12 protein-coding genes are annotated in these 12,663 nt (G+C 44.9%); 9 read left to right on the forward strand and 3 right to left on the reverse strand.

The window, feature by feature from the left end; genetic code table 11:
* Positions 1-20 precede the first annotated feature (20 nt).
* From ACRRS0_RS05710 to nqrM, 9 genes are all read left to right on the forward strand, one after another.
* Positions 21-1,091 (forward strand): TRAP transporter substrate-binding protein, encoded by a 1,071-nt coding sequence (locus ACRRS0_RS05710; protein ID WP_432454160.1) that lies wholly within the window; start codon positions 21-23, stop codon positions 1,089-1,091.
* A 296-nt stretch (positions 1,092-1,387) separates the two neighbouring features.
* On the forward strand, positions 1,388-2,728 hold the full coding sequence (locus ACRRS0_RS05715) for a Na(+)-translocating NADH-quinone reductase subunit A (RefSeq protein WP_432454159.1): 1,341 nt from the start codon (positions 1,388-1,390) through the stop codon (positions 2,726-2,728).
* A 2-nt stretch (positions 2,729-2,730) separates the two neighbouring features.
* Positions 2,731-3,942, forward strand: a complete 1,212-nt coding sequence (locus ACRRS0_RS05720; protein ID WP_432454158.1) for an NADH:ubiquinone reductase (Na(+)-transporting) subunit B — start codon at positions 2,731-2,733, stop codon at positions 3,940-3,942.
* The gene (locus ACRRS0_RS05725) at positions 3,932-4,717 is read left to right on the forward strand and encodes a Na(+)-translocating NADH-quinone reductase subunit C (RefSeq protein ID WP_432454157.1); all 786 of its coding nucleotides are present in this window, start codon (positions 3,932-3,934) and stop codon (positions 4,715-4,717) included. Before ACRRS0_RS05720 ends, ACRRS0_RS05725 begins: the two co-directional genes overlap by 11 nt.
* The gene (locus tag ACRRS0_RS05730) at positions 4,710-5,342 is read left to right on the forward strand and encodes an NADH:ubiquinone reductase (Na(+)-transporting) subunit D (protein WP_432454156.1); all 633 of its coding nucleotides are present in this window, start codon (positions 4,710-4,712) and stop codon (positions 5,340-5,342) included. Before ACRRS0_RS05725 ends, ACRRS0_RS05730 begins: the two co-directional genes overlap by 8 nt.
* Before the next feature lie 4 nt (positions 5,343-5,346).
* On the forward strand, positions 5,347-5,955 hold the full coding sequence (gene nqrE / locus ACRRS0_RS05735; protein ID WP_432454155.1) for an NADH:ubiquinone reductase (Na(+)-transporting) subunit E: 609 nt from the start codon (positions 5,347-5,349) through the stop codon (positions 5,953-5,955).
* A 31-nt stretch (positions 5,956-5,986) separates the two neighbouring features.
* Positions 5,987-7,210: an NADH:ubiquinone reductase (Na(+)-transporting) subunit F gene (gene nqrF / locus ACRRS0_RS05740; RefSeq protein ID WP_432454154.1), complete on the forward strand. Its 1,224-nt coding sequence runs from the start codon at positions 5,987-5,989 to the stop codon at positions 7,208-7,210.
* A 9-nt stretch (positions 7,211-7,219) separates the two neighbouring features.
* Entirely contained in the window at positions 7,220-8,239 is a 1,020-nt protein-coding gene (locus ACRRS0_RS05745) for an FAD:protein FMN transferase (RefSeq protein WP_432454153.1), read from the forward strand.
* 19 nt (positions 8,240-8,258) lie between these two features.
* On the forward strand, positions 8,259-8,495 hold the full coding sequence (nqrM, locus tag ACRRS0_RS05750) for a (Na+)-NQR maturation NqrM (protein ID WP_432454152.1): 237 nt from the start codon (positions 8,259-8,261) through the stop codon (positions 8,493-8,495).
* A 67-nt stretch (positions 8,496-8,562) separates the two neighbouring features.
* On the opposite strand, the gene ggt is transcribed toward nqrM, so the two are convergent.
* From ggt to ACRRS0_RS05765, 3 genes are all read right to left on the reverse strand, one after another.
* A complete protein-coding gene (ggt, locus tag ACRRS0_RS05755; RefSeq protein ID WP_432454151.1) occupies positions 8,563-10,299 on the reverse strand; it encodes a gamma-glutamyltransferase in 1,737 nt (578 codons plus the stop codon).
* 619 nt (positions 10,300-10,918) lie between these two features.
* Complete coding sequence (locus tag ACRRS0_RS05760; RefSeq protein ID WP_432454150.1) at positions 10,919-11,713, reverse strand: DODA-type extradiol aromatic ring-opening family dioxygenase; 795 nt, start codon at positions 11,711-11,713, stop codon at positions 10,919-10,921.
* Positions 11,710-12,660, reverse strand: coding sequence for a glutathione S-transferase family protein (locus ACRRS0_RS05765; protein ID WP_432454149.1), 951 nt, complete (start codon positions 12,658-12,660; stop codon positions 11,710-11,712). Before ACRRS0_RS05765 ends, ACRRS0_RS05760 begins: the two co-directional genes overlap by 4 nt.
* Positions 12,661-12,663 lie beyond the last annotated feature (3 nt).

Below are 12,663 nucleotides of genomic sequence, written 5' to 3' on the forward strand. Positions count from 1 at the left end.
ATTAAAATAAGGATTGTTTTATGCGGGTGTATATTAAATGCCTATTTCTAGGTTTTTTGTTGAGTGCTTGTAATGGTGACCAGAGTGATAGTCAATCAGCGCAGCGAACTCAATATAAATGGACTTTGGTAACTTCATGGCCTAAAAATTTACCGGGACTTGGGGTGACCTCGGAACGTTTTGCTGAAGAAGTCTATGCAATGAGTGGTGGGCGAATGCAAATAAGTGTCTATGGTGCAGGGGAGCTTTATCCAGCCTTAGATGTATTTGATGTTGTTGCTCAAGGTAAGGTCGAGATGGGCCACAGTGCGGCCTATTATTGGCAAGACCGATTGCCAGCTGCTGTTTTTTTTAGCGCGCTGCCTTTTGGGATGGCAGCTAAAGATCTGAATGCTTGGTTGTACCTTGGCGGCGGTTTGGCGCTATGGCGAGAACTCTATGCGCCATATAATTTGCTGCCTTATCCCGGAGGAAACACCGATGCGCAGATGGGAGGCTGGTTTAATAAAAAAATAAACACGATGGATGATTTCAAGCAGTTGAAAATGCGTCTTCCCGGATTAGGGGCCAAGGTGCTGGAAATGGCTGGAGGTTTGCCCTTGGCTTTACCTGCGGATCAACTTTATCAAGCGCTGCGTGACGGCGATATTGATGCGGTGGAGTGGGTCGGCCCATATAATGACTTGGCGTTTGGCTTTCATAAAGTTGCCAAGTATTACTACTATCCGGGGTGGCATGAGCCAAGCACTACCCTTGAATTTATTATCAATAAGGAAGCCTTTGCTACACTACCCGATGATCTAAAAAGAATTATTGAGAATGCGACCAAGGTCGTAAATCAAGAAACTTTGAGTGAGTATGTGGTCTACAATGTGGAGGCATTAACCATATTGGCTAATGAGCATGGTGTGGATATTGTTCCGTTCCCACCACAAGTATTGGCGCAATTAAAAGACTATAGTTTGACGGTTATAGAACAACTTGCGAACAAAGACCCGTCTTTTGCAAAGGTGCTTAACAGTTACCGACGGTTTCAATTTGGCGTAAGTAAAAATAATCAATTAAAACTGGCTCCGACCAGTTTAGAATAAACGTAAGTTAAGCAAATTTAAGGTGCTTATCGCAAATTATTAAAAAGATTCTTGTTAAGTTATTAGCTAACCCATTGTTTAAGGTTGATAACAAGCTCGTAACACTTAAGTCGAATAGGTTATATTTTTGGGCTTTTTCTTTGGAGAATTGGGGTTGATTGGTGCTAGAATACAGTCGTTTTCTGTGGCTTGTTAGTTAATTGTCGAAGACTTGTTAGCTAATTACTTAAATTTAAGTGCAAAATTCACACAGGCGTTATTGCTCGTCTTCCGACCCAACACATGTGTAAGAGAGTATGATTACAATAAATAAAGGACTTGATCTGCCTATTAAAGGCGATCCCAAACAGCAAATAGTAGACGCGTCTATTGTTACCAGAGTGGCTGTACTCGGCGAAGATTATGTTGGCATGCGTCCAACAATGAAAGTACGAGTGGGTGATGTGGTAAGCCAAGGTCAGACGTTGTTCGAAGATAAGAAGAACCCCGGCGTTGTATTTACGGCTCCTTGCGCTGGAACCATTCAAGATATTAACCGCGGCGCGCAGCGGGTATTACAATCTGTCGTGATTGAGAAACAGGCAGGTGACAGTATTGATTTTGGTGCTTTAAGCGATGCCGAAATTGATAGCGTAGCGCGATCTGAACTTGTGGATAAACTCGTAAATTCTGGCCAATGGGTCGGTTTTAGAACGCGTCCATTTAGTAAAGTGCCAGCGATAGATTCAACACCTTCCGCAATTTTTGTGACCGCGATTGATACCAATCCTTTAGCCGCGGATCCGACGGTTGTGATTGCGCAGAACGAAAGTGCTTATCTTACCGGATTACGGGTGTTATCTCGTTTAACTGATGGAGAGATATTCGTTTGTAAGGCTAATGTGAGTTTGCCGAAGTCGGATGCTGCTCGGGTCGAAGAGCATGTGTTTGCAGGACCGCATCCAGCAGGTTTAGCGGGGACTCACATTCACATGCTAAAACCAGCAAGCGCACAACGTACCGTTTGGTCGGTCTCTTATCAAGACGTGATTGCGATAGGGCATTTGCTGCAAAGTGGTAAAATTTATAATCAGCGAGTGATTGCCTTAGCGGGTCCGGTGGTCAAAGAACCACGCTTGTTGCGCACCGAACTCGGTGCCGAGATTAGTCAATTGATTGATGGCGAACTAGTCGATGGTGAGCACCGAGTGATTTCTGGCAGTGTATTGCTGGGCAATCATGCGGTTGGTCCGCATTGTTTCCTAGGCCGTTACCATCAACAGGTTGTGGCTTTAGAAGAAGGTTATGAGAAAGAGTTTATGGGCTGGGCTGTACCCGGCACCAATAAGTTCTCCTTAGCGCGTATATTCGTCTCTGGTCTGAATAAAAGTAAGTTGTTCTCGTTCACCACGACTACTGGCGGTAGCGCCCGTGCCATGGTGCCGATTGGTCAATATGAGCGGGTGATGCCCTTAGATATTTTGCCAACATTGTTACTTCGAGACCTATTGTCAAATGATAGTGATAGTGCGCAACAACTTGGTTGCTTAGAGCTTGATGAAGAAGATTTAGCGCTATGTACCTTTGTATGTCCCGGCAAATACGAATACGGTAGCGTGTTACGTGATTGTTTGACCAAGATTGAGAAGGAAGGTTAAGCATGAGTCTTAAGCATTTTATTGAAAAAATCGAACCTCAGTTTCTACCTGGCGGTAAACATGAAAAGTGGTTCGCGCTTTATGAAGCCACCGCCACCTTTTTATATTCACCGGGTTTAGTGACCAACAAAAATACCCACGTTCGTGATGCAATTGATTTAAAACGGATCATGATTTTTGTGTGGGCGGCACTAATGCCCGCTATGTTTTTTGGTATGTATAATGCCGGAATGCAAGCGAATGAAGCCATTATTGCGGGTTACTCGGCTCCTGACGATTGGCATATTGCGTTACTTGGTTTGCTCGGCGTGCCGATGGGCGCAGATGCCGGTTGGATAGCATCGATGCTCTATGGCGCGGTATTCTTCCTACCGATTTACTTAACCGCATTTGTGGTGGGTGGATTCTGGGAAGTTTTATTTGCCTCGGTACGCGGCCATGAGGTTAACGAAGGTTTTTTTGTGACCTCTATTTTGTTTGCTTTAACTTTGCCAGTGACGATGCCTTTATGGCAGGTGGCACTGGGGGTTACTTTTGGCGTAGTTGTTGCGAAAGAAGTGTTTGGAGGCACCGGAAAGAACTTCCTTAATCCTGCTTTAGCGGGGCGTGCGTTCTTGTTCTTCGCATATCCAACCGCGATATCTGGAGATGCAGTTTGGACCGCTGTGGATGGTTATTCTGGCGCGACACCACTCAGTGTGGTTGCCGCTCAAGGTATCGACGGTTTAGCAGCGCAAGGCATTTCTTGGAGCGATGCATTTTTTGGCTTTATTCAAGGTTCTAGTGGTGAAACTTCAACTTTCTTACTGGCTTTGGGCGGATTGTTCCTCATTTTCACTCGTATCGCTTCGTGGCGAATTGTAGCGGGTGTATTGGCGGGAATGGTCGCAACCAGCTTGTTGTTGAATGTTATTGGTTCAGATAGCAATATGATGTTCCAATTACCCCCGCATTGGCATTTGGTACTTGGTGGTTTTGCCTTAGGTATGTTCTTTATGGCCACAGACCCAGTATCGGCATCGTTTACTAATAAAGGTAAGTGGTGGTATGGCGGGCTTATCGGCTTGATGGTGGTGCTTATTCGAGTCGTGAACCCAGCTTTCCCCGAAGGTATGATGTTAGCTATTTTGTTCGCCAATTTATTTGCTCCAATCTTCGACTACTTTGTAGTTCAAGCCAATATCAAACGGAGGCTTGCTCGCGATGGCCAGTAATGATTCCTTAGCCAAAACCATTAAGGTTGTTATTGGCGTTAGTTTAGTGTGTTCTATTGTGGTCTCGCTGGCAGCTGTAGGTTTGCGTGGCATGCAGCAGCAAAACGCATTGGAAGATAAGCAGAAGAATATTTTAGCGGTATCTGGGGTGGCCCTCGATGGTCGTAAGGTGGCAGACGTTTATGCTGAAGTCATTGAACCGCGCGTGATTGATTTAGATACCGGAAGCTTCGTCGCTAAAGATAAGGTCAATCCAAATACCTTTGAACAACGCAAGGCTGCTAAAGATCCGAGTACCAGTATTCGGATGCCGGGCGATGAAGACATTGCAGGTATTATACGTCGTTCTAATTTTGCCAGTGTTTACTTAGTAAAAACGTCTTCTGGAACCATTGACCGAGTGATTTTACCCTTGCATGGTCGTGGCTTGTGGTCAACGATGTATGCCTTCTTGGCGGTACAGCCAGACGGTAATACGGTCGATGCGCTGGTTTATTATGACCAGGGTGAGACACCGGGACTTGGTGGTGAGGTGGCTAATCCACGTTGGCAAGCCAAATTTGTTGGCAAGAAGCTATATGATGCTGGCGGTCAAGCAGCGATTACCGTGATTAAAGGGACTGCTCCTGCAGACTCACCCTCTGAGGTCGATGGTTTATCAGGTGCGACCCTTACGAGTAAGGGGGTCGATAACACCTTTAAATTTTGGTTAAGTGACAAAGGCTTCGGTAAGTTCCTGACCAAATTGCAACAAGGAGAGCTAATCAATGGCTGATGCTAAGGAAACCAAAAAAGTTTTATTTGGCCCAGTTATCGCCAATAACCCCATCGCATTGCAAGTGTTGGGTGTTTGTTCAGCGTTAGCAGTGACCAGCAAATTAGAAACGGCATTTGTAATGACCATTGCGGTTATGCTGGTAACAGCCTTTTCTAACCTGTTTATTTCGATGATTCGGAATCATATTCCAAGCAGTGTGCGGATTATCGTGCAAATGGCAATTATTGCCTCCTTGGTGATTGTGGTTGACCAAGTATTGAAAGCTGTGGTTTATGATATCTCCAAACAACTTTCGGTATTTGTTGGCTTGATTATTACCAACTGTATTGTGATGGGGCGTGCCGAAGCATTTGCCATGAAAGAGCCACCATTGAAGTCTTTTCTCGATGGTATTGGGAATGGCCTGGGTTACGGTGCGGTATTGATGTCGGTCGGTGTGATTCGAGAACTATTCGGTTCTGGTTCGTTATTTGGGATTGAAATCTTACCATTGATTAATAACGGCGGTTGGTATCAACCTAACGGCTTGTTATTACTGCCCGCATCAGCATTCTTTGTGATTGGTTTATTAATCTGGGGATTGCGTAGCATTTATCCAGAACAAGTAGAGCCGAAGGAGTAGGCGCGTGGAACATTATATTAGTTTGTTAGTGCGCTCTATTTTTATTGAAAATATGGCGCTGGCTTTCTTGTTAGGGATGTGTACTTTCCTAGCCGTTTCAAAGAAAGTTAAAACAGCCTTTGGTTTAGGGGTCGCGGTCACCGTGGTTCTGGGTATTTCGGTACCGGTAAACCAAATTATCTATTTCAATTTGTTAGCACCTGGCGCGCTGGATTGGGCTGGTTTACCCGATGCCGATCTAAGCTTCCTTGGCTTCATTACCTTTATTGGGGTAATTGCTGCGTTAGTACAAATTCTTGAGATGGTATTGGATAAATACTTTCCTGCACTGTATCAAGCCTTGGGTATTTTCCTACCACTGATTACTGTGAACTGTGCCATCTTTGGTGGTGTTTCATTCATGGTGCAACGTGAGTACAGCTTAGCTGAGTCCGCTGTGTATGGTATCGGTAGTGGTATTGGCTGGATGTTAGCGATTGTTGCTTTAGCGGGTATTCGTGAAAAAATGAAGTATTCAGATGTGCCTGATGGCTTACGTGGTTTAGGGATTACCTTTATTACCGCGGGTTTGATGGCGATGGCGTTTATGTCGTTCTCGGGCGTTCAGCTTTAAGACGGCCAATAACTACAAGGAAAATTAGTCGATGGAAATTATTCTCGGCGTAACTATGTTTACCTTGCTTGTCTTGGCTTTAGTGACAATCATTTTGTTTGCTAAGTCGAAGCTGGTAAGTTCTGGTGACATACAAATTCTTATTAATGATGATCCAGCCAAGGCAATTACTACTCAGGCGGGTAATAAATTGTTGGGTGTACTGGGTAATTCAGGCATTTTTGTATCATCGGCTTGTGGCGGTGGTGGCTCATGTGGCCAGTGTCATGTGCATATTCATGAAGGTGGTGGTGATATTTTACCCACCGAGCTTGATCATATTAGTAAGCGAGATGCGGCAGATGGCATGCGTTTGGCTTGTCAGGTGAACGTCAAGCAAGACATGAAGATCTCTTTACCCGAAGAAATTTTTGGGGTAAAAAAATGGGCTTGCGAAGTTATCTCTAATGACAACAAAGCTACTTTCATTAAAGAGTTGAAGTTGCAGATCCCTGATGGTGAGTCAGTTCCGTTTCGTGCGGGTGGTTATATTCAAATTGAAGCGCCGGCCCACCATGTAAAATATTCAGATTTTGATATTGAAGAGCAGTATCGTGGCGATTGGGAACACTTTGGCTTCTTTAATTTAGAATCAAAAGTAGATGACGAGACCATTCGAGCTTACTCAATGGCCAACTACCCAGAGGAAGAAGGTATTATTATGTTGAACGTGCGGATTGCAACGCCGCCGCCAAACAACATGAGCCTACCCTGTGGTAAAATGTCATCGTTTATCTTTAACTTAAAAGCGGGTGATAAAGTCACAATTTCTGGGCCATTTGGTGAGTTCTTTGCCAAAGATACCGAAGCAGAAATGGTGTTTATTGGTGGTGGTGCAGGTATGGCGCCAATGCGTTCGCATATCTTCGATCAGCTTAAGCGTCTTAGCTCTAAGCGTAAGATTAGCTTCTGGTACGGGGCTCGTTCTCGTCGAGAGATTTTCTATGAAGAAGATTTTGATATGCTGGCTCGCGAGAATGAAAACTTCGAGTGGCATGTCGCCTTGTCTGATCCGCAACCGGGAGATGACTGGGAAGGTAAAACTGGCTTTATTCATAATGTCTTGTTTGAAAACTATCTACGAGACCACGATGCGCCTGAAGACTGCGAATACTATATGTGTGGTCCTCCGGTGATGAATGCTGCGGTGATTAATATGCTTAAAGAGCTCGGTGTTGAAGATGAAAACATTCTACTTGATGACTTTGGTGGTTAATTGGTGAGAATGATTAAGTTTTGGCTAGCCCTTATTGGGCTAGCTTTTTTCGTTAGTGGCTGTAGTGAGCAAAACAATTTGTATACCTTACAAATTGAGGGGCGCACTATGGGAACTTACTATCAAATTAAAGTGGTTGAACCTCGAGATCAGTTACCGAAAGGCGCAGCGTTACAGCAAAAAATTGATAAGTTGCTACGTCAAGTTAATCTAGAAATGTCAACCTATTTACCGAACTCTGAATTGTCTTTGTTTAATCAATTTCAAAGTGGAGAACCGAAACACATTTCGGCAAATTTAGCTAAAGTGATGGCAGCGTCATTACAGATCTCTGAAGAGTCAGCTGGCGCTTTCGATGTCACGGTGGGTCCTTTGGTTAATTTATGGGGCTTTGGTCCAGAAGGTCGTCCCAACAAACGTCCCGATGAGCAAGCGCTGAAACAAGCCAGAGAGCGTATTGGTTATCATCACCTTACTTTAAATGGCCAATTACTGAGTAAAGATTTAGCGAGTTTATACGTCGACCTTTCCGCTATTGCTAAAGGCCATGGTGTTGACCGTGTTGCTGAATTGATCGAGAGTGAAGGCTTTCATAATTTCATGGTGGATATTGGTGGTGAGCTACGCTTAAAGGGTCATAATGACAAGGCTCTGAGCTGGCGGATCGCGGTAGAAAAACCAGTGGTAGAGCAACGCGCAGTACAAAAAATTATAGCGCCCGGAGATAACGGTGTTGCAACCTCGGGTGATTATCGTAATTACTTTGAGCAAGATGGTATTCGTTACTCGCATACCATTAATCCTAAAACGGGTCAGCCGATTGCCAATCATATTGTATCGGTCACAGTGATCGCTGCTACCAGTATGATGGCAGACGGCTACGCGACGGCGCTTACGGTTATGGGGGTGGATCAAGCCTTAGCTTTTGCCGAAAAGCATCAATTGGCGATTTATATTATCGATAAGCAAGGGGATGAGTTTGTTGAACACCTTAGTTCAGCTTTTATTCCCTTTATCATCCAACAATAAACGAAGGAGTACTGTCGAAATGGCTTATTTTCTTGTGACATTTGTGTTTTTTGTTGTGGTGATTACCGCGATGGCTGTGGGCTATATTTTTCAGAAGAAAACCATTAGCGGGAGTTGCGGTGGTATCGCATCGCTTGGAATTGAAAAGGTTTGTGATTGTCCTGAGCCTTGCGATAAACGAAAAGCCAAGATGGCTTTAGTCGAACAGAAACAAAAAGCGCGCCAAGCGATGTTAGATGAACATCGGATTATTTAAAGCGCGTGCTAGGCATGATGCGATATTTAAAACAGCGCTTTACAGCGCTGTTTTTGTTTATGTATTTTTAGTCCCCTTTTGCGATACCTTCACGGCGAGGATCGGCTGCGCCAACCAGCCTATCTGGGTAAATCCTGATCCCTTGTAGACCCGAGGTCATGGCTTTTATTTTGGTTTGGTAACCTAACGCTTCTAATGCCGCTTGTTTATCCACCGCAGCGCTATTGGCTTCCAATTCATATACGCCGAAACGGTTGTTGATGTGCGGTTGCTCAATGGCTTGCTGTAAGCTCATGCCCCAGTTTAAATGACTCACTAAGGTTTGAGCCACGTAACCAATAATACTGCTGCCGCCGGGCGAGCCGATAGCCACGATCGGCTGGTTGTTTTGCAGTACGATAGTTGGAGACATCGATGAACGTGGGCGTTTATTGGCTTCAACTCGATTGGCCACTGCTTGGCCATCTTTTTCGGCAATAAAAGAAAAGTCAGTGAGTTGGTTGTTTAATAGGAAGCCATTAACGAACAGCCGTGAGCCAAAGGCATTTTCGATGCTAGTGGTCATCGATAATACATTACCTTCACTATCGACGATACTGATATGGCTGGTGGAGGGAAGTTCGATACTGAAGTTTGATGCTTGGGCGGATAAATCTGCCACATCTCCAGCAGACACGCTGCTAAGGGCCTTATCACCTTTTAATAATTGGGCGCGTTTCGCCAAGTATTGGGGGGCGAGTAGGGCGGTGCTTGGTACGCTTACAAAGTCACTATCGGCAAGGTATTTCGCTCTGTCGGCAAAGGCGAGTCTTGAAGCATCGCCGAGGATCCGCCAGCTTTGAATATTATCGGGGCCCCATTTATCAAGTGGGTAGTGCGCGGAAATTCCAAGGATTTGACCGACGGTGCTTGCGCCAGAACTTGGTGGCCCCATGCCACAGACCGAATATTGTAGGTAAGGGCTGCATAAAGCGGGGCGTTGTTTGACTTGATAAGCGGCTAAGTCGCTTTCACTGAGCAGCCCCGGATTAGCTGCTGCCTGTTGTACCGCTGCGACCATTGCTTTTGCGGTTACGCCTTGATAGAAGCCTTTCGCCCCTTGTTTGGCGATTAAATTTAAGGTCGAGGCATAGGCTGGATTTTTGAGTAGGTGGCCGACCGCTAAGGGTTTACCTTGGGCATCATAAAAGTAGTTTCGAGCACCAGGATAGCGGTCTAGTCGGTGAGTATCACCGGCAATCAGTGTGGCTAAGCGAGGACTAACTCTAAATCCCTGTTGTGCTAAGCCGATGGCGGGTGAAAATAATTGAGGCCACTCGGTTTTTCCATAGCGTTGATGCAGGGTTTCAAATAGGGCTACCACCCCCGGCACCCCAACGGATCGCCCCCCCACAACGGCATCATAAAATTTTAATGGCTTGCCATTGTCATCTAAAAATAAGGAAGGCGAAGCCTTGGCTGGAGCCTTTTCACGAGCATCAAAACTGGTGATTTGTTGCTTTGTAGCATCGTAATACAGTACAAATGCTCCGCCACCAATACCAGAAGATTGGGGTTCGACTAAACCCAGAACGGTTTGTACTGCAATCATCGCATCTACGGCACTTCCACCCGCTTTTAGTATCTCATAGCCAGCCTCAGCGGCTAGCGGATTGGCGGCTGAGACCATAAATTTATGGGCGATAAACGCGGTTTTTTGGCTCGAACCGCTGGCAAGTTCGGGGGCGTAAGCATCGCTGCTTTGGCTCTGAGCCATACAATGAGTCGATATCAACAAAGCGAAGCTCAATAAACGACGAATCATCTGATTATCCTTTTTCAGTGAGTATTTAAGGGTGTTGACCTATTCATGCTGTTGCCGTTGTTCAGTGATTCTTAAACAAAGCAGATCAAATGTTATGTCACCATCGGCATGAATCAGCGGTTAATGTGGGATCAATACTGCTCTAGAGTTCAATTAAATTTATGATTATTTATTCCTTATTGAGAAGGCTAAGCGAAGGGCTCGTTCTCAGGATTGTTTAAATTGAGTAAGAGTAAAGCTTCAACATTAAAACGCTTCTAGCCAGTTTAACAGTATCGAGTAAGCTTGCCATTGCCTAATCAAGCATTATTGATGAAGGTGTTAACTAGAATTTACATGTTTTAGTGCTCGGTGACAGATTGAGCGCTGTTTGTGAGGGGCGATTGGCTTGAATATTGGTGATGCTGATCAGTTACCAAACAAAGTTAAAAAGTTGCTATCGCTACAGGGAGGAAGCGATAGCAGAAGGCAAATCAGTTTAAGTAGGATGTTATTCCAACTCGATTAAGTTTGGCTCTATGTTTGCGGGTGAAAGTTATGAGCTGCAAATCAAGATCTTCGCTGCGCGAATACAAGAGCACTTATTTATTGTGATTGGTATTATTTTAAAGTTAGATGCTTAGCTAAAGGCGTAAGCATCCAAGGCCAAAATTTCAAGTTCGACGTCTTGATGGATCTGGTGAACTTTATCGCCTTCGTTCCAAGCCCCCAAAATCGAGAGCAGCGGGACAAAGTGTTCAACGCTTGGATGATTAAAGCGACTAAAAGGTGCCTGATTTTGATAATCCAACAAAGCTGGGATATCTTTCGCTAACAGTTTCTCTTTTACCCATTGAGTAAACGCCGTCACTTTTTCAACCCGCTGTGGATCAGGAACACTAGCAAACACTTCTCGCAGGTTGTGGCTAATCCCTCCAGAGCCAAGCAGTAAAATATTTTGCTCAGATAAGTAGCTTAAGGCTTGACCTAGCTGGTAGTTATGCTGACTACTTAAGCGACTGTTGATAGAGATTTGTAGCACTGGAATATCCGCTTGCGGGTAGATTAAACGCAGCGGGATCCATACGCCATGATCCCAGCCGTGCTGTTCGTCCAGTATTGGCTGATAACCCTGACTTTGTAAGCGCTCTGCGACTTGTTTTGCCAAGTCTGGCGCACCCGGCGCCGGATATTGCAGTTGATAAAGTTGCTCGGGAAAACCATAGAAATCGTGAATGGTTTTTGGTTTTGTTGCACTGTTAATGATGATATCTGCAGTAGCATCAAAGTGAGCAGAAAAAACCACAATAGCATCCGGTTTGTGTAATTGCCGACCCAAGTTTTTGAGAAAAGCGCTAGTTGCGCTATTCTCAATGCCCATCATCGGTGAGCCATGGGAAATAAACAGAGCTGGCTGTTTGCTGACCTGATTCATGCAATATTCTCCGGACCCTTAGGCACGATACCTGCTGGGTTGAGTGCTTTTAGTGAATAATAGCCTTGTTTAATATGTTCAATATTAACTGTATTTCCAATGCCCTCAAGCGCCAAAATTCGCTGCACATATTTGGATAAATAGGGCATTTGGGCAATCAGATTTCGATTACATTTGAATAAACCATAATAGGCAGCATCAAAACGGATCAAGGTTACAAAGCTTCTGATGTCGGTTTCAGTGAGTTGTTCACCGAATAAAAATGAACGACCATCTGCTAATTTGGCTTCTAGTTTATCTAAAGTGTTAAACACGCCTTGGTAAGCTTCTTCGTACGCAAACTGCGAGCTGGCGAAGCCCGCTTTATACACGCCATTATTGAGCAGGTGATAAATCTGTTCGTTCAGTGTATCAATCTGCTCGGCCAGCTCTGCAGGATATAAATCCAATTTTGAGCCGGTGAGGTGATCAAAGGCACTGTTTAACATGCGAATGATGTCTGCGGATTCATTGTTTACAATCACATTATTGTGTTTATCCCACAGTACCGGAACCGTCGCTCTGCCGGTGAATTTAGGATCGGCGTGAGTGTACAGCTGGTGAGCAAATTGATAGCCATTTAAATGGTCGGCAGTCGCATCGGCATAACCATCAAATTGCCAGCCTTGATCGGTCATCACCGGATTGACGATGCTAATCGAAATATAGTCTTGAAGTTGTTTGAGTTCCCGAAGCATCAAGGTTCTAGAAGCCCAAGGACAGATATACGCAACATATAGATGGTAACGACCTTTCTCTGCTTTAAAGCCGGCATCACCTGTGGGGCCAGCGGCGCCATCTTTGGTGATCCAATGCCTAAAGCTAGAGGTTTGGCGTACAAAGCGCCCTTGCTCATCTTTTGCCTGTACTGGTTGCCAGTTTTCTGTCCAAACGCCTTCGACTAACATAAT

The organism is Agarivorans sp. QJM3NY_29 (assembly GCF_050870835.2).
In the GTDB taxonomy this organism is placed as follows: Bacteria; Pseudomonadota; Gammaproteobacteria; order Enterobacterales; family Celerinatantimonadaceae; genus Agarivorans.